This window comes from Bacillus sp. HY001 (genome assembly GCF_007558965.1).
GTDB lineage: Bacteria > Bacillota > Bacilli > Bacillales > Bacillaceae_G > Bacillus_A > Bacillus_A mobilis.
In genome coordinates, this window is record NZ_VLTE01000005.1 from 531,737 (window position 1) to 554,375 (window position 22,639).

The window sequence follows — 22,639 nt, forward strand, 5'->3', positions numbered from 1 at the left end:
ACACTCCCTATTAATGCATCATGCGTCGTACTGCATAAATTTCTGGAACACGTTTAATGCGTTCTACTACTTTTTTCAAATGCTGTAAGTTACGAATAGAGATTGACATATTAATTGTCGCCATCTTATTACGGTCACTTCTACCAGAAACTGCCGAAATGTACGTTTTCGTCTCTGTAACAGCTTGTAATACTTCATTTAATAAGCCACGGCGATCGTAACCTGAAATTTCGATATCAACGTTATACTCAATTTCTTTTTCAGGGCTACCTTCCCACTCTACTTCTAATAAACGTTCTATAGCTTCTTCTGTATGAACATTTACACAATCACGGCGGTGAATCGATACACCTCGGCCTTTCGTAATATACCCAACGATATCATCACCTGGAACCGGGTTACAGCATTTTGATAAACGAATTAATAAATTATCCGCACCACTTACTTTAACGCCAGAATCCCATTTTCGAATTTTCATCGGTTTACGAACTTCTTTAACTTCAACAATCTCTTCTTCTTCACGTTGCTTACGGAATTTGTCCGTTAGTCGCGTAACAATTTGCGACGCTGTAATCCCGCTATATCCAACTGCTGCAAACATATCTTCTTCATTTGCAAAATTGAACTTCTCAGCAACACGTTTTAAATTGTCAGGAGCTAGCACTTCTTTCATCTCATACTCTAAGCCACGTACTTCTTTTTCAACAAGTTCACGGCCTTTTTCAATATTTTCATCTCTACGTTGCTTCTTAAAGAATTGACGTATTTTGTTTTTCGCATGAGATGTTTGGGCAAGTTTCACCCAATCTTGACTTGGTCCATACGAATGTTTCGATGTTAAAATTTCAATGATGTCACCAGTTTTTAATTTATAATCAAGTGTCACCATTTTCCCATTTACTTTTGCACCAATTGTTTTATTTCCAATCTCTGAATGCACGCGATACGAAAAGTCAATCGGAACAGATCCAAGTGGCAATTCCATTACATCGCCTTTCGGTGTAAAGACGAATACCATGTCAGAGAATAAATCAATTTTTAATGACTCCATAAACTCTTCTGCATTAGAAGCTTCATTTTGCCATTCTAATATTTGACGGAACCAAGTAAGTTTCTTCTCTAATGTACCTGTTGTTTCTGCTGTTTTTCCTTCTTTATACGCCCAGTGCGCCGCGATCCCGAATTCTGCAATCTCATGCATTTCTTTCGTACGAATTTGCACTTCAAGCGGATCACCTTTCGGCCCAATTACAGTCGTATGAAGAGATTGATATAGATTTGCTTTCGGCATCGCAATATAATCTTTAAAACGACCTGGCATCGGCTTCCAGCACGTATGAATAATTCCAAGCACTGCATAACAATCTTTAATACTATTGACAACGACACGTACAGCTAATAAATCGTAAATTTCATTGAACTGTTTATTTTGCAGTGCCATCTTACGATAAATGCTGTAAATATGCTTTGGTCTTCCAGAAATCTCAGGTTGAATTGAAACCTCTTTTAATTTCTCACGAATACCAGTCATTACTTCGTCTAAATATTCTTCACGCTCTGCACGTTTACGCTTCATTAAATTTACAATACGATAGTATTGCTGTGGATTTAAATAGCGAAGTGACGTATCCTCTAACTCCCATTTAATAGTACTAATTCCGAGTCTATGTGCTAAAGGTGCAAAGATTTCTAACGTTTCATTCGCAATGCGACGCTGCTTCTCTTGAGGCAAATGTTTCAATGTACGCATATTATGAAGACGATCAGCTAGTTTAATTAAAATAACTCGAATATCTTGAGCCATTGCAATAAACATTTTGCGATGGTTTTCTGCTTGTTGTTGCTCATGAGATTTATATTTAATCTTTCCGAGCTTTGTTACACCATCGACAAGCATAGCAATTTCTTTATTAAATTCCCGTTCAATATCTTCTAATGTAATTTCTGTATCTTCCACTACATCATGTAAGAAACCTGCTGATACTGTAGCTGGATCCATGTGTAAATCAACTAAAATACCTGCAACTTGAATTGGATGAATAATGTACGGTTCACCCGATTTTCTGTATTGTTCGCTATGCGCATCACGTGCATATTCATAGGCACGTGCCACTAGCTCAATATCTTCATCTGCTAAATATTGACTTGCTTTCTCGAGTACCTGTTCAGCTGTTAGTACCTGCTCATTTGCCATCGAATCACCTTTTATTGAAAATTGACTTTATCTTAATTAAGTAGAATAAATTATATTCTATCATTATAACCTAATGATTGTGAATTGTGAAAAGGAAAAGATTTTACTGACATTTCACCTTATTTTTTTGTGCAATTATACAAAAGTACCCGCTCCTCTCCAAGAGATTCACGGGTACTTCTTATCACCGTAGTTTTACCTATATAGTGATTAGTATTTTTCTAATACTAATACATCGTAACCATCTAACATTTTACGACCATCTAAGTAAGTAAGCTCTACTAAGAATGCAATTCCAGCTACAACTCCGCCAAGTTCTTCAACTAGCTTAATTGTCGCTTCAATTGTTCCACCTGTAGCTAATAGATCATCTGTAATCAATACGCGTTGACCTGGCTTAATTGCATCTTTATGGATTGTTAAAACATCTTTACCATATTCTTTACCGTAGTCAACTGTAATTACTTCACGTGGTAATTTTCCTAATTTACGAACTGGTGCAAAACCTACTTCTAACGCATAAGAAACTGGGCAACCAATAATAAAGCCACGTGCTTCTGGCCCTACTACAACGTCAATGTCTCTTTTCTTTGCATACTCAACGATTGCATCTGTTGCTGCTTTGTATGCTTTACCGTCGTTCATTAACGGTGTAATGTCTTTAAATACAATACCTTCTTTTGGATAATCCGGTACAATTGCGATATGTTGCTTGAAATCCATATTTCTGAATCCTCCTCAGATCTAAAAGGTTTGTAAATACAAATCCTTTACCCTAGCTGTTCTACTTCTTTATGATTACGAATCGTTTCAAACCATGTATATAGTTGCTGATATGTGCTATAAACCAATTCTTTTTCTAATTGTAAGTGGTTCATTTTCTCACGATATGTGTTCGATTCAATTAAATCACGCTTTTGTTTTTTGTCTGCCATAAAAATGACGCCATCTTTTATTGTAACAAATTCTAACTCAAAAAACACCTGTGTCATGAAATTTACTGTATCTTTTGACCAACCTTTATGTTGACAGAGTTGTGCTCCGTATTGTCTTAAAGAAAATGGTGCTTTTTGGCTCAAGAACGAATAGTACCATTTAAAGTGTTCTCTCGTTGGAACAGTACTAAATAAATGATTATTCTCTTGATAAAATAGCGTATAAATTCGTGACGGGAACCCCACTTTAAATAAATCTCGTAATTCATCTGTTCCTTTTGGTAAATCAAGTAACACGATGTATTGATCATCTAATTGGGTGACTTCGGATGCATGCATCATATGCTCTTTATAGTCTTCTAAAGAAAATTTATTCAATACTTCTTCAGAAAAATACACCATCGTTATTTTTTCTTTCGGAAGTTCTGCTACATTCGCTTCTACGTTACGCATACTACGCCAATCAAATAATTGCCACGCCTCTACAGCAATATCTTGTACCATTAATTGCGGCTTCTTAAAATTATTCCATTCATTGATAGATGCTTCCCCTATTACAGATACCTTTGCAACTGGAGAAATTTCTTTCGCATACGCACCAAAACCAAATCCGATTGTATCCAGTGTCGCTTGTCCATCGCGAAGAGCCATTTTCAAATGTGAACCATCTGATCCGATTGCACGAATACTTTCTAGCTCTGCGTCCTTCACTGCAATACGTGGTTTTGGATTTCCAACACCAAATGGCGCCAACTTTTGCATATCTTCAATTGCTGCAAGTGTTACATCCTCCACTTTACAAAAGACATCAACAGCTGTAATTGGAATAAAATCTTCTTCCGTTAAAATTACCTCTGCTTGTTCATTTAAGCGGCGGCGCAATTCATCTACATCATTCATATGTAGCGTCATTCCCGCTGCCATTGGATGTCCTCCGAAGTGTGGCAATAACTCTCTACAATCTGACAAGTTTGCAAATAAATCAAATCCTGCAATACTACGTGCTGAACCTTTTGCTGTTTCTTTTACAGGATCAATGCATAATACAATCGTTGGACGATAAAAACGTTCAACTAATTTAGATGCGACAATTCCAATTACACCTGGATTCCAGCCTTCTTTTGCCAGTACTAGTACTTTATTGTCTTCTGGCGGGAAATTATTTTCCACTTCAGCGATAGCTTCTTCTGTAATTTGCTTTACAATATCTTTTCGCAGTTTGTTCAGCTCATCAATTTCTTCAGCTAGCTCTTTCGCTTCTTCTGGATCATCTGATAATAAGAGATGTACAGCCGGCGTAGCATCTTCTAAACGTCCAACTGCATTAATACGCGGTGCGATCGCGAAGCCAATGCTCTCTTCTGTAATTTCACTTTGCGAAACGTTAGCAACTTTAAACAGCGCCTTTAGTCCGATATTTTTCGTCATGCGCATATGTTTTAAACCGCGCTTCACTAACAATCTATTCTCACCATGAAGTGATACTAAATCGGCTACTGTACCAATCACTGCAATTTCTAATAAATGTTCTGGTACACGGCCTAATAGTGCATGCGCAACTTTAAACGCAACACCTACACCAGCTAAATAGTGGAACGGATACACACCGCCATCTAATTTCGGATGAATAATCGCAAGTGCTTCTGGCAATTCCGGTGGTGGCTCATGGTGATCTGTAATAATCAGATCTACTCCAAGCTCCTTCGCTACCTTCGCTTCATGCACTGCTGCGATACCAGTATCAACAGTAATAATTAACGAGAACCCTGCGCTATGTGCCCAACGAAACGCTTCTTCGTTTGGTCCATACCCTTCTGTAAAACGGTTTGGGATATAAAATTCTACGTCTGCACCTAATTCTTGCAAGGCAAGATATAACACAGTCGTACTACTTACTCCGTCCGCATCGTAGTCACCAAATATTAATATTTGCTCTCCATTTTGAACCGCCTTATTTACACGTTCTACCGTTCTATCCATTCCTTCTAATAAAAATGGATCATGAAATTCTTGATTTTCTGTATTTAAAAAATCTAAAATCTTATCTTCTGTATCTAGTCCTCTACCGAGGAATAACGAAACGACAAGTGGTGATAATTGTAATTTACTTGCTAATTCACTCACTCGCTCATTATTATATTCTTTTTCTTTCCAACGCGTCTTCGGTTGTAACACGAAATCACCCCTTAACCTGTTTATTATACAAGACAGATTAAGGGGTGACAATATAATGCAAACTAGGATGCAATATCTATATACTAAAATGTTAATGATGTTTAATTTGGAGAATACGGATTTATATGTACAAACACATTTTGTACGTTATCTTGTTCCATCAGCGTTTCTTTCACATGCTTTCCAATGCGGTGCCCTTCTTCTACAGTAATGTATGGGTCTACAGAAACTTTAATATCAACAATAACGTAATGGCCATGCTCCCTTGCATATAAAGAACCGATTTTTTTCACACCATCTATTTGAAGTACTGCTTCTCTAAGCGGAACAACATCTTCCTCATGCAGAACATGATCAAGCGTTGCATGAATTGCTTCTGCCCCAATACTCCATGCCATTTTAGCAACAAGAAGTGAAACAAATAATCCTGCAATTGGATCGGCATATACAAGCCAATCTATCCCAAACTTACCACCAATAATCGCTGCACAAATACCGATTAAAGCTGCAATTGAAGAAAATACATCCGAACGGTGCTCATATGCATTTGCAATAATTGCATCACTATTTACTCTCTTCCCTAATCGGAATTTATATTGAAACATTCCTTCTTTCACGACAATCGAAAGAACAACAGCAAAAATCGTAATTCCTTTCGGTGGTTCTAGTTCTTGCGAAAAAGCTTTTATAGACGAAATTGCTATCTCGATTCCCACAATAAATAATAATACTGCAACAATAATAGCTGAAATCGATTCCGCTTTACCATGACCATACGGATGATCTTCATCAGGCGGCTGCTTTGCTGCTCGCAATCCAAACAGTACAGCTAGCGAACCAATTACATCTGATGCAGAATGCACGGCATCCGCTAATAGCGCTTTACTGTTCCCAATATAACCAATTACCGCCTTTACAATCGCTAATATAATATTACCAACGATCCCGACAATAGCACCAAACTCGGCCTGTTTAAAACGTTCATCTTTTTCCATAATTAAAATCCCTTCTTTTCTTAACCTATCTTTTTATCCCACTTTAATGGGCAGTAAGACCCCCACCTCAAAATTCAGCGCAAGCGAAGAAGTTAGGTGGGGGATCAACTGCCCCTAAAAGTCCGATTGGTTCAACTAATAATCAGTGGGGGATGCAGAAAACCCCCACTGATTAAAGTTTCACTTTATTGTAGCAAAAATAGCGATAACATCACCAGTTTCTTCCATTTTCCCATTTCAAAGTTGCTATCTTATTGTATCCACAAACGAAAAAAGAGATGCCTCATAAAGAGACATCATCTTTTTTTATACTTGCGGTTCAGATTCTACTTTCTCAACCTTTTTCTTGTTTTTGCCCTTTTTCAAACGACGGTTTTCAAGCATTAACCAAATTTGAGAAGCGACGAAAACAGAAGAGTACGTACCTACAACTAATCCGACAAGTAAAGCAAACGAGAAGTTACGTAATGACTCACTACCGAAGATAAGTAACGCAATTACCGGGAATAACACTGTTAATACGGTGTTAATCGAACGACCAAGCGTTTGGCGAATACTTGCATTTACGATTTCTTCTAAGTCTTTTATATCGCGAACTCGTTTTTTCTGTTTGTATAACTCACGGTTTCTATCAAATGTAACAATCGAGTCATTAATAGAATAACCGATGATCGTTAACACTGCAGCGATAAACGTTAAGTCTACCTCTAATTGGAAAATACTAAACATAACAATCATAACGAACGCATCATGTAATAATGCAAGTACTGCAGATAATGCATACGTAAATCTAAATCGAATACTTACGTATAGGATGATAACCGCAGAAGCAATCAGTACAGCGATAAATGCATTTCGTGCAATCTCTTTACCAATTGTCGGTGAAACTGTACTTACGTTTGGCTCTGTACCATATTTATCATGGAAGAATGTTTTTGTTTTCGCAATTTCATCTTTTGATAGAACACCTAATGTACGAACTGCGAACCCTTTATTGTCATCCCCAGTCGGTACAATATTTTCTTCCTTCACATCTATGTTCAATTCTTTAAAATCTTTATGAACATCAGACACGGTAACTGCTTGTTTTGATTGCAAGTCCATACGTGTACCACTCGCAAAGTCAATACCAAGATTCAGTTTGAAAATTGGTAAAATGATTGCACCCGCAATTACAACTACCATTGAGAAGATAAGGAATTTATGACCGACATTTACAAAGTTAATACGATCAAATTTCGTTGGTGGATGTACTACACCTTTTGTTAATGGAATAATATCCTTTTGTTTCACACCGAAATATCCTGGTTTTTTATCGAAGTAACGACTCTTTACAAGTAATCCTAGTAAGAAACGAGTACCGAATACGTTTGTAACGAAACCGACTAAAATACTTACAATTAAACTTGTCGCAAACCCTTGTACTGAGCTTGTACCATATACGAATAACACACCTGCAGCTGCCAGAGTCGTAACGTTTGCATCTAAAATTGTCGCTAATGAACGATGGTTACCAGCACGGAATGCTGACATCATTGACTTACCAATTTTCAGCTCTTCCTTCAGTCTCTCGTACGTAATAATATTCGCATCAACCGCGATACCTACCCCGAGCACTAATGCCGCAATACCTGGTAATGTAAGAACCGCATGCATCCAGTTAAATACGAGTAGCGTAACAAAAATGTATAGACCTAACATAATAACCGCTACAAGCCCTGGTAAACGGTAATATACAAGCATAAATAAGAAAATAAGAGCGATACCGATCGCACTAGCGAAAATCGTTTGGTCTAATGCTTGTTGACCAAATTTCGCTCCAACTGATGTTGAATACATTTCTTTTAAATCAACAGGAAGTGCACCTGCATTTAATAAAGATGAAAGTTGTTTCGCACTTTCAACTGTGAAGTTTCCACCTACGATAGATACTTCAGCTTGGTTAAATACTTGGCTTACTGTTGCTGCTGATAAGAACTTCGGATTCGGTTTTGCAGATTCTGCTTTATACGAATCTTTTCCTTCTTCAAAGTCTAGCCAGATTACCATTAAATTCGTTGGTGGTGGCATTTTTGAAATTTTTTCAGTTACTTCACGGAATTTTTCAGCGCTTTTTAGTGTAAGACCTACGCTCGCACGACCTTGCTCATCAAATGTTTGCTTCGCTCCGCCGCCTTTTAAATCCGTTCCGTCCATAAGAAGGTTGTCATCTACATCACGGAATGTTAATTTCGCTTGCGTTGATAACATTTCACGTGCTTTTTGCTGATCTTGTACACCAGCAAGCTGTACACGAATTCGATCTTGCCCCTCGATTTGAATGTTCGGCTCGCTTACACCAAGAACATTGACACGATTTTCCAGAGCACCTACTGTACTTACAAGTACGTCTCGATCGATTTTATCACCTTTTTTGGCTGGTTTTACTTCATACAGAATTTCAAAACCACCGCGAAGGTCTAGTCCTAGACTAATTCCTTTTGCTATGTCTTTTCCTGCCGCACCAATTACTCCACCGATTAATAAAACGATGAGGAAAAAGGCGGCAATTCTCGTACCACGCTTTGCCATATGTACCCTCTTTCTGCTACTAACACTTTAAATAAATCTCTTACGATTCACTTTTACACGTGTGCATACGCCTAGTTAGTAGACTTCCTTTCTATAATTTTGCTAGTTCATCACTAGCTGTGTCGGTAAGTTTTTCACAATACCTACACTTTCATTATTTATTTTTTCTCTTCACTACCCCCTTTATATATAATCTTAGACATAATTATTTCCTCATTATCAATACCTATCATTATACTGCAAAAGGAAGAACAAACCAATTGCAGTCGGTTATTTATTTTCATATTCATCAAATGACCAAAGTGGCGCTTGATATGCTTCAACAGTTAAATAAGTCATATATTCATTAGCACTTACTCTTAATACATCATTTACTAATTCATATAACCTCACATCGCTGTCTATCTTCTTCCACTTTTTCACTTTAAGAAACTTCCAAATGTCATCATCTGTTACTCGGTCATAACCGAACATGTGGAACTCTTCTACTTTGCTTTCTAAAACGACTTGTAACTGTCCGCGGTATGATTCTACCAAAGCCTCTTTTTCTAACATACATAACATCTCCTTCTTATTTCAGCACGAAAAGTCGCTTTTAATCCCGCTCTAATGGACAGCAATAACTACTTTCAAGAGCACAATCATACTTCACTCTCTCAAATGCTTGTCATTCTTGTCTCGTACGTGCATATAAATTATTGTAAATCATTCCACTGATTTTGAGAAGGTAGGAGAAGACCATGACGAGACAAAGCTTTTTAAAAGGCGCATTTATTTTAATGATTGCCGGCTTTATTACCAAAATCCTTGGATTTATTAACCGGATTGTAATGGCACGTATTTTAGGAGAAGAAGGCGTTGGTCTTTATATGATGGCCGTTCCTACATTCATTCTAGCAATTACATTAACACAAATCGGCCTTCCTGTCGCAATCGCAAAATTTGTAGCAGAAGCAGAAGCTGTGAATGATAAACAAAGAGTTAAAAAAATATTAACAGTATCATTAGCAGTTACATCCGTTATTAGTATCATTTTAACAATTGGAATTATGCTCCTCACACCTATTTTAGCAAAAACATTATTAACTGATGAAAGAACGTACTATCCATTAATGGCCATTTTACCTGTCGTTCCTGTTATTGCCGTTTCTTCTGTTTTACGCGGCTATTTCCAAGGGAAACAAAACATGAAACCTAGTGCTTACGCCCAAGTTATAGAACAAGTTGTCCGCATTACAATTATCGCCATATGCATTCAGTTATTTTTACCTTACGGTGTAGAATACGCTGCAGCTGGTGCTATGTTATCAGCCGTTCTCGGTGAAGTTGCATCGTTATTATTTTTACTCACTTTATTTCAGCGCGAAAAACATTTATCTATACGCTCTGGATTTTTCACTACTGTAAAAGAAAGCAAAGGGACATTTTATTCGCTTATGGATATCGCTCTTCCAACTACAGGAAGTCGTTTAATCGGTTCCGTTTCATATTTCTTTGAGCCTATCGTCGTTATGCAAAGCTTAGCGATTGCCGGCGTTGCTGCCTCTGTCGCAACCCAGCAATACGGTATATTAAACGGTTATGCCTTCCCACTTCTTTCACTGCCAGCCTTTATTACATACGCCCTTTCTACAGCACTCGTTCCATCTATTAGTGAAGCGATGGCGAAAAGACAGCATAAATTAGTGGAACACCGCCTACAACAAGCTCTTCGGATCTCATTAATTACTGGCGGGTGGTCAGTTGTTATATTATACGTATTCGCTTCTCCTATTTTAACTCTTATGTATGGATCGGATAGTGCAACAGCATTCATCCAGCTTCTTGCACCTTGCTTTTTATTTCATTACTTTCAAAGTCCACTTACATCTGTTTTACAAGCTTTAAACTTAGCACGGGCTGCGATGATGAATACATTTATTGGCGCAATCGTGAAATTAATCGTTATTTTTGTACTAGCTTCAAGGCCAGAATTTCAAATGATGGGGGTTGCACTTGCAATTGCAGCAAATATAGTAACCGTAACATTCCTTCATTACGCTACTGTTTTAAAGAAAATTACATTTACCATTTACGCGAAAGATTACATTTTCGGCGGACTTGCCATCGGTATTGCAGGCTCCTTCGGTTTTCACCTTCATAAGTACATTATTTTTTCTCATTCACTTGGCGTACAAACCTTATGGGAAATCACTTTAACAACACTCGTGTATATCGTTCTCCTCTTCACTTTCAAACTCATTCGAAAAGAAGAGTTAAGTAGGCTCCCTATCATTCGAAAACTTTCATTTTTGAAATAAACAGGCTTACTATTTCATATAGTAAGCCTCTAGTTTTCTTTCACATCAACAAAAAATTGTCCATTTTGAAAGCTGCAGTATAAAATTTGTTTGATATCGTTATAACCTAAGTTTTTTAATTTCTCAATCAGCCATTCATCTGTATGTTCAATCATTTGTAAATGATTCGATTGGATTTCTCCATCAATAATTAACGGGAGTGTAAAAACCGGCGTATCATTTTTACTCTTTTTACTTTTTTGTTTTTGAAAGACAGATAACTTTCCTGAAGGTTCTAAAATGGCGTATTCTACATCCCTTACATCTCCGACTCCCTGCTCCCTTAATTGCATCATTAAATCATCTATATTATAACGTTGCTTTCTCATCTTCTTTTCATCAATCTTTCCCGCATTTACAAGAATAGCCGGCTCACCTTCTATTAAATGTCGAAAACGTTGATACTTTAACGAAATAACTGACAAAATGATTTGTATACACATAAGAAAAGTCATCGGAACTAATTGGTGCCAAAGTGATTTATCGGTATTTTCAATTGCAACTACAGCCATTTCACCAAGCATAATGAATACGACTAAATCTAATACACTTAGCTCTCCAATTTCACGTTTACCCATAAGACGAAAAATAATTAATATGATGATATACAAAAGCATCGTCCGACCAATGATTGATACCCATTCCATTTCTACATCTCCTTTTTTACATATAGACTCCCCTATAAAAAATAAACTAGTCTAACTTCAGCAAAAAGAAAATATGCTTGTATTAAAAAGGGGGAATGTATAAATGGATGGAACGAAAAAATTATCAACTGCAATCGGCTTTGGTATCATTACCTTATTAATTCTGGCAACAATTATTAGCATGGTTATGGCTCTTTTATTAAAATTTACAGATATGAATGAAGGAACATTAGCCGTCACTATTTTTATACTTGCTCTTTTATCTATGCTTATATCCGGATTTACTGCCGGCAAAAAGGCACAAGGGAAAGGTTGGCTAGTAGGTTTCACAACAGGTCTTACATTCGCTATACTTGTTTTTCTAGTTAACTATTTAGGCTTCTCTCAAACTTTATCGAACTCACAGTTACTTTATCAATTAGCATTAATGGGGGCGAGTACACTCGGTGGTATTTTCGGGGTAAATATGTCAAAACAAAATAACTAAAAAAAGCCCTGCACATTTCATGCAGGGCCTTCCTCATTAGTTTTTCACAACTTCACGAATCGCATTGCGATCGAAAGTTAAGTGTGAACCACCAGATTTAATAACGATTTTCGTATCATCTACTGATTCGATTGTACCGTGTAAACCACCGATTGTTACGATAGCATCACCTTTTGATAACTCACTTTGCATTTGAGCAACTGCTTTTTGACGCTTTTGTTGCGGGCGAATTAATAAGAAATAGAAAATCGCAAACATCGCAACGATCATAACGATATTCATCATACCTGGATTCATCTTTGTTTCCTCCTTTTAAATTATGTATTAGAAGTTTTTAGCATTCGGTTTATTAAAGCCATACTGTTCAAAGAATTCTTCGCGGAAATCGCCAAGACGGTCTTCACGAATAGCTTGTCTCACCTGCTCCATTAAGTTTAACAGAAAATGAAGGTTGTGATAAGACGTTAAACGAATTCCGAACGTTTCATCACATTTCATTAAGTGACGAATGTACGCACGAGAGTAATTTTTACATGTATAGCAATCGCAATTTGGATCAAGCGGACCGAAGTCTCTTGCAAATTTCGCATTTTTTACAACTAGACGACCTTCACTTGTCATACATGTACCATTTCGAGCGATACGAGTTGGAAGTACACAGTCAAACATATCAATACCACGAATTGCACCGTCGATTAATGAGTCAGGAGAACCTACTCCCATTAAGTAACGTGGCTTATTATCTGGAAGAAGTGGTGTTGTAAACTCAAGTACACGGTTCATAATATCTTTTGGTTCCCCAACAGATAAACCACCTACAGCGTAACCAGGGAAGTCCATTGAAACAAGGTCTTTTGCACTTTGACGACGAAGCTCTTCGAACTCTCCACCTTGTACGATACCGAATAAACCTTGATCTTGTGGACGTTCATGCGCTTTTAAACAACGTTCTGCCCAGCGGCTTGTACGCTCTACAGACTTCTTCATATATTCAAAAGTAGCTGGGAATGGTGGACACTCATCAAATGCCATCATAATATCTGATCCTAATGCATTTTGAATTTCCATCGCTTTTTCTGGTGATAAGAATAATTTATCTCCATTCAAGTGATTACGGAAGTGAACACCTTCCTCTTCAATACGACGGAAGTCACTTAAACTGAATACTTGGAAACCACCCGAATCCGTTAAGATTGCACGATCCCAGTTCATAAATTTATGCAACCCGCCTGCTTCACGAATAATTTCGTGACCTGGGCGCAGCCATAAATGATACGTATTACTTAAAATAATGCCAGAATCCATTGCTTTTAATTCTTCTGGTGACATTGTTTTAACTGTTGCAAGTGTACCAACTGGCATGAATGTTGGTGTATCAAATGAACCGTGCGGCGTATGTACACGTCCTAAACGGGCACCTGTTTGTTTACAAGTTTTAATAAATTCATAACGAATTGCTGTCATAATTTACTCCTTTTATTTGTTTCCCATTTTAGCGTGAGATGCAACGAACATTGCATCACCAAAGCTAAAGAAACGATATTTTTCTTTTACTGCTTCATTATAAGCATGAAGTACATTATCTCTGTTTGCAAATGCACTTACAAGCATAATTAATGTCGATTTCGGTAAATGGAAGTTTGTAATTAAGCCATCAATTGCTTTAAATTCATAACCTGGGTACATGAAAATGTCTGTCCAGCCAGAAGCAGCACAAAGCTTGCCGTCATGATCTGTCGCAATTGTTTCTAACGTACGAGTTGAAGTCGTACCTACCGTAATAATACGTCCACCACTCTCTTTCACACGATTTAATAATGCCGCTGTCTCTTCAGACATATGGTAATACTCTGCGTGCATATGGTGTTCTTCAATCGTATCGGCAGAAACTGGTCTAAATGTTCCAAGTCCTACGTGAAGTGTAATGAAAGCTAACCCGACGCCTTTTTGTTTTAACTTCTCCAGTAACTCTTCTGTAAAGTGAAGTCCTGCAGTTGGCGCTGCTGCTGAGCCGATTTCTTTCGCATATACTGTTTGATAGCGATCGCGATCTTCTAGCGTCTCTTTAATATATGGAGGAAGTGGCATTTCCCCAAGTTCATCTAAAATTTCATAGAAGATGCCGTCATATGAAAATTCAAGCTGACGTCCCCCTTGATCTGCAGTCCCTGTACAAGTTGCTTTTAATTTCCCTTCGCCAAAAGAGATAACAGTTCCTTCTTTTACACGTTTCGCTGGCTTAACAAGCGTTTCCCACGTATCGCCTTCTTCTTGTTTTAAAAGAAGTACTTCAATGTGCGCGCCTGTATCTTCTTTCACACCATGCAAACGAGCAGGCATTACTTTCGTTTCATTTAAAACTAAGCAATCCCCCTCATGTAAGTAAGAAAGAATGTCCGTAAAATGTTTATGCTCAATATCGCCTGTTTCACGGTCTAACACCATTAATCTTGATGTTTCACGATCTTCTAACGGGACTTGCGCAATAAGTTCTTCTGGTAAATGAAAATCAAACAGATTTATATCCATAACTATATCCACCTATTTCTTATTTGAATCGATTTATTATATACATAATAAAAGATAATACAATACTTAACACAATACATGTAATGATAGGAAAATAAAAGGTAACGTTTCCTTTTTTCACAAAAATATCGCCTGGAAGTCTTCCAATGAACTTCCAAGCTAATCCGACAACAATGAGTAAGATACCTGCTGTAATAAGCAATTTTGGCATCTCCGTCATACTTTTGGCATCTCCATTCCGAAATGCTCATATGCAAGCGGCGTTACAATTCGGCCCCTTGGCGTTCGTTGTAAAAAGCCAATTTGTAATAAATACGGCTCATACACATCTTCAATCGTATGCGATTCTTCTCCGATCGTTGCCGAAACCGTTTCTAACCCGACTGGGCCACCACGGAATTTCTCAATAATACCAAGCAATAATTTATGATCGATATGATCTAGACCTAATTTATCTACTTGCAGTAGTTCTAACGCCATTTGTGTAATTTCCATTGTAACTGTTCCGTTACCACGAACTTGTGCGAAATCTCGTACACGTCGTAATAAACGATTCGCAATACGAGGTGTACCACGAGCACGTCTTGCAATTTCTAGTGCAGCTAACGAATCAATTTCAACTTCAAATACTTCTGCTGTACGTTCTACAATCTCAGACAACTGATCTACTGTATAGTACTCTAATCTTGAAAGTACACCGAAACGGTCACGAAGTGGTGCTGATAATGCCCCTGCACGTGTCGTCGCTCCAACTAATGTAAATGGAGGTAAATCTAAACGTACAGATCGTGCTGACGGTCCTTTCCCAATTACAATATCAAGGCAAAAATCTTCCATCGCAGGATAGAGCACTTCTTCAATCGATCTATGCAAACGATGAATTTCATCAATAAATAATACATCCCCCGGCTGAAGCGCTGTTAATACAGCTGCTAAATCTCCTGGTCTTTCAATTGCTGGACCTGAAGTTGTTCTAACATTAACGCCCATTTCATTTGCTATAATATTTGCAAGCGTCGTTTTACCAAGTCCTGGTGGTCCATATAGAAGCACATGATCTAACGTTTCTTCACGCATTTTCGCCGCTTCAATAAACACCTCTAAATTATGTTTCGCTTTATCTTGGCCAATATACTGACGGAGCGTCTGTGGCCGTAATGAATATTCTAAATCCGAATCTTCATATGCAGATTCCCCTGAAAGGAGACGTTCGTCCATTATACTCACCTCTTACCATTTAGTAAAAGACTAAGTGCCTTTTTAATATACTGATCCGTCGTTAATGATTCTTTTAATAACTCTGGTACAACGCGAGAAACTTCTCGTTCTGCGTATCCAAGTGCGCGCAGAGCTTCCAGTGCCTCATCAAGCTCAGCTGATGAACCTTTCTTCTCATCAAAACGTTCTGTATCTGAGAATAAATCAACAAATGCATCTGGTACGACGTCAGCTAGTTTTCCTTTTAAATCTAAAATCATTTGGCGTGCTGTTTTCTTTCCGACGCCCGGGAATTTCACTAAAAACTTCTCGTCTTCATGTTCAATCGCTTGAACGACCTGTCCTGTTTGACCAGAAGCTAAAATTGCAAGAGCGCCTTTTGGTCCAATGCCAGATACACCTAACAACTTTGTAAATAATAAACGCTCTTCACGTGTTTTAAACCCGTAAAGTGCCATAATATCTTCTCTCACATAATGATATGTAAAGACACGGATTTCTTGCTTACTTCTTTGAAATACATACGGATTTGGTGTGAAAATTTGATACCCAATTCCATTATGGTCAATTACGACATATTCCGGTCCTACATAGTCCACGTAACCTGTAACATATTCAAACAAAATGCGATCTCTCCCTCTTAAATCATGTATTCCATTTTAACATATTTAATGATAGAAAAGCGAGACTACCCCAACAAATGTTCTCTATTAGAAACTTCTGTTATTTTCCATTGACAGAAAGAGCGAAGCACCTTAATATACAGAAGTCGATAATGATTATCAATATTAATTAAAGGGGTTACATCAGGATGAAACAGAAGTTATTTATTTTATTTACTATTATGCTAGTCGTTCTTTCTATCGTTGGCTGTTCTTCTCAAAAAGAAGAAGCAAAAGCGAAAGAACAACCGAAAACAAAAGTTGTAAAACACGCTAAAGGCGAAGCTACAATTCCAGTAAATCCAAAGCGAATTGTTGACTTATCTGGATCAACAGAAGAATTATTACTTCTTGGACACAAACCTGTTGGTACGGCGAATACATATAAAGATAAAATCCAAAATCACTTAACAGAGAAATTAGATGGTGTAAAAGCAGTAGGTTGGTACTGGGCACCTAAAGTTGATTTAGAAGCTGTTACAGCTTTAAAACCAGACTTAATTATTTTAAATAATCGTCAATTGAAGATTTATGATCAATTAGAAAAAGTTGCACCGACAGTTGTTCTAGAAACAAACTTAGAAGACTGGCGTGGTAAGTTTAAAGAAGTAGGTAAACTATTTGACGAAGAAAAGAAAGCAGACAAATGGATTGCAGACTACGATAAAAAAGCAGACTCTTTATCTAAAAAGATTAAAGAAAAAACAAAAGATGAGAACTTTATGTTCGTCGCAGTTACACCACAAAACTTCCGTGTATACGGTAGCTTCGGATACGGTGACATCATCTTTAACGACTTAAAACTTCCAGCAACAAAAGGTACAGATTTAAAACAAACGATGGCACAAGTATCGCTAGAAGGTCTTGTTGCATTCCAACCTGATCAAATGTTCGTTGTAAACTTCGGCGGCGAAGCTGATAAAGTTTACGAAGACTACAAAAACAGTGCTGTTTGGAAAGACAACAAAGCAGTTAAAAATAATCACGTATACGAAGTATCGAATGAAATCTTCAATACGAAAGCATTCAATCCAATCGGAAAAGACATGCTAATCGATGAAATCGCAAAACAAATTTTAGATAAAAATAAATAAGAAAAAAGCAGCTCACCATGAGCTGCTTTTTTTCTTATTTTGCACTGCGTATTGCTTCATTTTTTCAATCGTCTTCACAAAACCTTCTTTTGATTTAATACGAATACCACGCTTTAATTTCGCACGCTCATAACTCTCCAGTTTTCTCATATCAATTTGAAAAAAGGAATGAATCGCATTATCACTTTTCGGTACACCATTGAAAATTTGTAATATCCCTTCCTCTGACACACCAAAATAACCGCTCGTCTTTAATAACGGAGAAATATCATCAACTTTCTTTTGTAATACAATTTGTACATCATCACGATCAACGAGCTGCCATTCTTTATATTGCTGTAAAAACTTTTCTAAGTCCGCTACTTTTTCTGTAAATATTTCCTCACTTACTTCTCCATCAACATACATTCGCTCTAATAAAATTGTAACTTCAGGCTCTTTTTCTGTTACTTCTGGTACTGGACCTTCCGCCTTCACATTCGTTTCATAAACGAAACAAAACATCATAACGAAAGCTTGCATCGCAATCAGTATCCATCTCATTTCCGTTCACCTCTTTTAGGAAAGATCAAACTTTCATTAGTAGTTTTTCCGGAAATGGGGGTTTTATCCCTAACTCATAGATTACTCTCATTAAGACTTATAGAGTGCAATGATTTCTACCTATTTCGAAACGTATTGATTACGTGAAAACTTTTTTATACCTTTATTTGATTGTACCGTTGCTATATAAACCCCAATTAATACGATTATCATCCCAACTATTTGTTGCCACGTAACAGCTGCTCCATACAATACAACTGATATACCAGTAGCCACAATAGGAGTTAGATTTAAATACATACTAGCTTTGCTTGCACCTAGTTCTTCAACCCCTTTATTAAACACGATATATCCAACTAACGTCCCGCATACGACCATATACAACATTTCTATCCATCCCTGTAAAGAGAGCGTTGCAACCTTTCCCCACCCATCTTCATATAGAGAAAGGCCTGCTAAAAACACAGTACCCAATACCGTCATACTCATTGTTGTTAACAAAGGGGAGACACCACTCATAACCTTTTTTCCTGTTAAGCTATATAAAACCCCACAGGTTAAAGCAGCTATAAATAAAAGATCTCCCTTATTAAATGACAAAGACATAAGTATATTCATTGAACCACCCGTAATAACCACTATTACACCGACAAGGGACAAAGTTAAACTTATTCCGACTTTTATACTCCAAGACTCTTTAAAAAACAATATTGCTCCCAATGTTACAAAAACGGGCATTGTAGCAATAATAAGTGAGCCGTTCAGAGTGGAAGTATAGTGAAGTCCCATAAAGAAAAAAACATTGTAGCCAAAAATACCTGTTAACGATACAAATAACAGCCCTTTCCAATTCTTTAATAACAAACTTGTATTCCACTCAGATTTCATAAACACGATGCCTATTAAAATACAACCTGCTAAACCAAAACGAATTGTTGCCGCAGTAATAGGTGGAATTTCAGTAATAACATGCTCTGCTGTTGCAAAAGATCCACCCCAAAATAACGGAACAAGCAACATAATGAAATACATACTATTTATTCTGTTCATTTTTATTACCCCTTTCACGTAAACAGGTTTAAAAGTTTAAACTCATTTACGTGTTAGTTAAAAAAATTAATAATTTGATTCTATTGCTTGAAGTAAATCCTTCACCTGTTTTAAAAATTCTCCAGCTATTATAGAATAAAAAATTTCTTTTCCATTGCGATCCGCTACAATTAGTTCTGCTTGTTTTAAAATTTTCAAATGATGCGAAACAGCTGGTCTAGAAATCCCCATTTTATCTGTTATTTCTGTTACATTCATCCGTTTGTTTTCTAATAACAGCATAATAATTTGCTGACGATTCTCATCTCCTAACGCCTGAAATATAGGTGTTACAACCTGAAATTTCTCTAATACAACTTCTGTATTTCTACATTCAAAGTTCTCCATATACTATTCATCCCAACCTTTTATATCTAAAAAACTTGTAATATATTACCATTAAATAGTAACTCTTTCACATACACTTGTAAATAACTTTATTTTCCGACTTTTATTCCAATAAAAAAGGGAAGCTTGGATTCCTCCATTCTTCCCATTACATTCATATAAAAATGAAAGACGCCTGCAAAGCAGGCGTCTTGATGCGTTTACGGCGAGAGACCAGGCGACCACATTCGCGTGTTTAGCACTTAAGCATATCTCTCGTCTTACGTAAATTAGCTCATCGCTTTGCTAATATAACATTAATAAAGTATAAGTGCAACATGTTTATAAAAATATTTTATTTCCTCTTCCATCAAAAAAAATTATATGTAAATTATAAATTGATAAATGTAATATATATGTTACAATTAATATAACAGCGAAATCATAATAAAACAGGAGATAGATATTATGAAAAAAATTAAGGATGAACGTCTCATTCTGCAAACGTTAAAAAACATTCGAATTGCTTTTCTTTTTCAATCACTTGGTATAATTGGCATTTTAGGCTATATCGGATTCACTGAAGGAATAGATCAAATTACGAAATCTCCATTATGGCTATTATTTATCCTTACAAGTATCGTACTTAGTTATTTACAGTTAAGCGTTTCTATCGATGTAGAAGAAAGTGAAAAGGAGATAAAGTTAACTCCTTATTACAAAATTATTTTACGCTCTCTTATTATAGGAATCGTTATGGCTATTATTTATATCATTTTTAGTCCAGAAAGACCTTTATTTGAAGCCATTTTAACAGGTGGTATTCTCTTCATTTGCTTTTTAGGTTCTTATTCCATTAGTTATTTTATTAAAAAGCGTCGTTTACACGATAACGATGAATAAAGAGGAAGGGCTCCCCCTTCCTCTTTTGTTTTGCTATCGCACAGTACCTGTCAAACCGTAACGAATATCTCGGAACATATTTGTTATGTCACGATTAAAATCGTTTGTAACTGTACCGTTACGTAGTCGTGTACTCATTGCATCAACACGAGTAAACATGTCATTTCTTACAGAAACATATACGTTTCTGTTTCCAACTTCATTTACAACCGCTTGACGAACTTCATTTGCAAGCGCTGTTTCATTCGATACTGGATTACGTGGTTTCACCGCAATCGCTACATCGTTTCCATATACAACTGTAGACACACGGTCTACGTTATTCATACGTTTCACACGATTTGTAATTCTTTCTGCTGTTTTACCATCATTGTTAATGTATGAATTGTTCATTGTAATATTACGTGTTGGATGCGGATTTGCAATTTGACCGTTGTAATTTACATCACGGTAATAATTGTTATATCCTGTATCGTTACGACCATTTCTATATGTTACATAATCTGTATAACGATCATTACGCGTTACATTATCACGATACTGATGTGTATCATTATAAGATGTACGCTCGTAATTGTAGTTACGTCCATCCATTGCATTGTTATCTTTTGGTGTACCACATGCAGCTAACGCACTGGTAACTAACAAAGAAGCAGCAATCACTTTTACTTTCGTATTCAATACAAAAACCCCCTCTGTTAGAATGAACTTCTCTTCTGAAAAGCTCCCTCTTATGATGAGTAAAGGAGAAGGTTTTTACACTGTTAATATTTCACTGGGGATTTTCTAACATTTGATGTAAATCTTCCATTTTCAGAACGACTCTACATACAAAAAAGGTGGGAATTATCCCACCTTTTTTAAACTTCTTCTTCATCCTCTTCTTCTGGAACCGGCTCACCAAATACATTTGGTGGATCTGGTTGATAATACATCGTTCCTGGCTGTGGTGCATATGCCGATTGAGTTGGTTGATAATATAAAGGGTTCGCATATTGCGGACCGCCTGGTTGCGGACTATATAACCTACTCTCTCCTCCGCATCCACAATCTTCCTCACCTTGCACGAGCGGCGGCATATTATTATCCATTGGCATCATATTTGGATTTGGCATAGACGTATATTGCGGTCCAAACGGTGCTCCTTGCTGATATGGCATTTGATATGGATTTGGTGGCATCATAGGCTGTTGGTATGGCATTTGATATGGCATCATATTCGGTGGTTGATTGTTATCCATGATTGGCATCATGTTCGGCATTTGATTATTATCCATGATTGGCATCATATTTGGCATTTGATTGTTATCCATGATTGGCATCATATTTGGCATTTGATTGTTATCCATGATTGGCATCATATTTGGCATTTGATTGTTATCCATGATCGGCATCATATTTGGCATTTGATTGTTATCCATGATTGGCATCATATTCGGCATTTGATTATTATCCATTATCGGCATCATATTCGGCATTTGATTATTATCCATTATCGGCATCATATTCGGCATTTGATTATTATCCATTATCGGCATCATATTTGGCATTTGGTTGTTATCCATGATTGGCATCATGTTTGGTATTGGGTTATTATCCATAATTGGCATGATGTTTGGTGGTTGATTGTTATCCATGATTGGCATGATATTTGGTGGTTGATTGTTATCCATGATTGGCATAATATTCGGTGGTTGGATATTGTCCATGATTGGCATGATATTTGGTACTTGAATATTTGGCGGTATGACTTGTGGAATAACTACATTTTCTTTCGATACATTTGGTGACACTATGTTTCCTACATTTTCTTTCTTCACTTGTGGTGACACGATATTCCCTACATTTTCTTTCTTCACTTGTGGTGACACGATATTCCCTACATTTTCTTTCTTCACTTGCGGCGATACGATATTCCCTACATTTTCTTT

The 22,639-nt window shown here is 36.9% G+C and carries 21 protein-coding genes; 4 read left to right on the plus strand and 17 right to left on the minus strand.

Features of this window, described 5'->3' with window-relative positions; all coding sequences use genetic code 11:
* Positions 1-10: 10 nt before the first annotated feature.
* The 6 genes from relA to FOT98_RS05565 all read right to left on the minus strand — a co-directional run bounded on the left by relA (position 11) and on the right by FOT98_RS05565 (position 9,425).
* Entirely contained in the window at positions 11-2,194 is a 2,184-nt protein-coding gene (gene relA / locus FOT98_RS05540) for a GTP diphosphokinase (RefSeq protein WP_001262800.1), read from the minus strand.
* 210 nt (positions 2,195-2,404) lie between these two features.
* Complete coding sequence (locus FOT98_RS05545; protein WP_000346221.1) at positions 2,405-2,917, minus strand: adenine phosphoribosyltransferase; 513 nt, start codon at positions 2,915-2,917, stop codon at positions 2,405-2,407.
* 47 nt (positions 2,918-2,964) lie between these two features.
* Positions 2,965-5,304 carry a single-stranded-DNA-specific exonuclease RecJ gene (gene recJ / locus FOT98_RS05550; protein ID WP_063260740.1) on the minus strand — a complete coding sequence of 780 codons (2,340 nt, stop codon included), beginning with the start codon at positions 5,302-5,304 and terminating at the stop codon, positions 2,965-2,967.
* Positions 5,305-5,405: 101 nt separating this feature from the next.
* The gene (locus FOT98_RS05555; RefSeq protein ID WP_061677200.1) at positions 5,406-6,299 is read right to left on the minus strand and encodes a cation diffusion facilitator family transporter; all 894 of its coding nucleotides are present in this window, start codon (positions 6,297-6,299) and stop codon (positions 5,406-5,408) included.
* Positions 6,300-6,605: 306 nt separating this feature from the next.
* The gene (gene secDF / locus FOT98_RS05560) at positions 6,606-8,870 is read right to left on the minus strand and encodes a protein translocase subunit SecDF (RefSeq protein ID WP_063260738.1); all 2,265 of its coding nucleotides are present in this window, start codon (positions 8,868-8,870) and stop codon (positions 6,606-6,608) included.
* 270 nt (positions 8,871-9,140) lie between these two features.
* Positions 9,141-9,425 carry a post-transcriptional regulator gene (locus tag FOT98_RS05565; protein WP_000890213.1) on the minus strand — a complete coding sequence of 95 codons (285 nt, stop codon included), beginning with the start codon at positions 9,423-9,425 and terminating at the stop codon, positions 9,141-9,143.
* A 185-nt stretch (positions 9,426-9,610) separates the two neighbouring features.
* On the opposite strand from FOT98_RS05565, the gene spoVB reads away from it, so the two are divergent.
* The gene (gene spoVB, locus FOT98_RS05570; protein ID WP_063260737.1) at positions 9,611-11,170 is read left to right on the plus strand and encodes a stage V sporulation protein B; all 1,560 of its coding nucleotides are present in this window, start codon (positions 9,611-9,613) and stop codon (positions 11,168-11,170) included.
* Between the two features lie 29 nt (positions 11,171-11,199).
* Here the strand turns inward: spoVB and FOT98_RS05575 are convergent, their stop codons facing one another.
* Positions 11,200-11,856, minus strand: coding sequence for a DUF421 domain-containing protein (locus FOT98_RS05575; protein WP_061677196.1), 657 nt, complete (start codon positions 11,854-11,856; stop codon positions 11,200-11,202).
* A 103-nt stretch (positions 11,857-11,959) separates the two neighbouring features.
* On the opposite strand from FOT98_RS05575, the gene FOT98_RS05580 reads away from it, so the two are divergent.
* The gene (locus FOT98_RS05580) at positions 11,960-12,343 is read left to right on the plus strand and encodes a TIGR04086 family membrane protein (RefSeq protein WP_000349143.1); all 384 of its coding nucleotides are present in this window, start codon (positions 11,960-11,962) and stop codon (positions 12,341-12,343) included.
* A 36-nt stretch (positions 12,344-12,379) separates the two neighbouring features.
* Here the strand turns inward: FOT98_RS05580 and yajC are convergent, their stop codons facing one another.
* Genes yajC through ruvA form a run of 6 tightly spaced genes read right to left on the minus strand, consistent with a single transcriptional unit; the run spans position 12,380 to position 16,713 of the window.
* Positions 12,380-12,640, minus strand: a complete 261-nt coding sequence (gene yajC / locus FOT98_RS05585) for a preprotein translocase subunit YajC (RefSeq protein WP_001068068.1) — start codon at positions 12,638-12,640, stop codon at positions 12,380-12,382.
* 27 nt (positions 12,641-12,667) lie between these two features.
* Positions 12,668-13,807: a tRNA guanosine(34) transglycosylase Tgt gene (gene tgt, locus FOT98_RS05590; protein ID WP_000125362.1), complete on the minus strand. Its 1,140-nt coding sequence runs from the start codon at positions 13,805-13,807 to the stop codon at positions 12,668-12,670.
* Between the two features lie 12 nt (positions 13,808-13,819).
* Complete coding sequence (queA, locus tag FOT98_RS05595) at positions 13,820-14,872, minus strand: tRNA preQ1(34) S-adenosylmethionine ribosyltransferase-isomerase QueA (RefSeq protein ID WP_000354021.1); 1,053 nt, start codon at positions 14,870-14,872, stop codon at positions 13,820-13,822.
* A 19-nt stretch (positions 14,873-14,891) separates the two neighbouring features.
* Positions 14,892-15,092, minus strand: a complete 201-nt coding sequence (locus FOT98_RS05600; RefSeq protein WP_000138162.1) for a DUF2905 domain-containing protein — start codon at positions 15,090-15,092, stop codon at positions 14,892-14,894.
* A complete protein-coding gene (ruvB, locus tag FOT98_RS05605; RefSeq protein ID WP_000344467.1) occupies positions 15,089-16,090 on the minus strand; it encodes a Holliday junction branch migration DNA helicase RuvB in 1,002 nt (333 codons plus the stop codon). Before ruvB ends, FOT98_RS05600 begins: the two co-directional genes overlap by 4 nt.
* 5 nt (positions 16,091-16,095) lie before the next feature.
* Positions 16,096-16,713, minus strand: a complete 618-nt coding sequence (gene ruvA, locus FOT98_RS05610; protein ID WP_061677193.1) for a Holliday junction DNA helicase RuvA — start codon at positions 16,711-16,713, stop codon at positions 16,096-16,098.
* A 188-nt stretch (positions 16,714-16,901) separates the two neighbouring features.
* Here ruvA and FOT98_RS05615 point away from each other — a divergent pair, with 188 nt between their 5' ends.
* Positions 16,902-17,846, plus strand: coding sequence for an iron-hydroxamate ABC transporter substrate-binding protein (locus FOT98_RS05615; RefSeq protein WP_063260736.1), 945 nt, complete (start codon positions 16,902-16,904; stop codon positions 17,844-17,846).
* Between the two features lie 12 nt (positions 17,847-17,858).
* On the opposite strand, the gene FOT98_RS05620 is transcribed toward FOT98_RS05615, so the two are convergent.
* The 3 genes from FOT98_RS05620 to FOT98_RS05630 form a co-directional block, all read right to left on the minus strand.
* A complete protein-coding gene (locus FOT98_RS05620; RefSeq protein WP_063260735.1) occupies positions 17,859-18,389 on the minus strand; it encodes a BofC C-terminal domain-containing protein in 531 nt (176 codons plus the stop codon).
* A gap of 120 nt (positions 18,390-18,509) precedes the next feature.
* Positions 18,510-19,439 (minus strand): DMT family transporter, encoded by a 930-nt coding sequence (locus FOT98_RS05625; protein ID WP_063260734.1) that lies wholly within the window; start codon positions 19,437-19,439, stop codon positions 18,510-18,512.
* Between the two features lie 66 nt (positions 19,440-19,505).
* Positions 19,506-19,826, minus strand: a complete 321-nt coding sequence (locus FOT98_RS05630) for an ArsR/SmtB family transcription factor (RefSeq protein WP_061677185.1) — start codon at positions 19,824-19,826, stop codon at positions 19,506-19,508.
* Positions 19,827-20,273: 447 nt separating this feature from the next.
* Here FOT98_RS05630 and FOT98_RS05635 point away from each other — a divergent pair, with 447 nt between their 5' ends.
* Positions 20,274-20,708: a hypothetical protein gene (locus FOT98_RS05635; RefSeq protein ID WP_063260733.1), complete on the plus strand. Its 435-nt coding sequence runs from the start codon at positions 20,274-20,276 to the stop codon at positions 20,706-20,708.
* A 33-nt stretch (positions 20,709-20,741) separates the two neighbouring features.
* On the opposite strand, the gene FOT98_RS05640 is transcribed toward FOT98_RS05635, so the two are convergent.
* A complete protein-coding gene (locus tag FOT98_RS05640) occupies positions 20,742-21,389 on the minus strand; it encodes a YhcN/YlaJ family sporulation lipoprotein (protein WP_063260732.1) in 648 nt (215 codons plus the stop codon).
* Between the last annotated feature and the right edge of the window lie 1,250 nt (positions 21,390-22,639).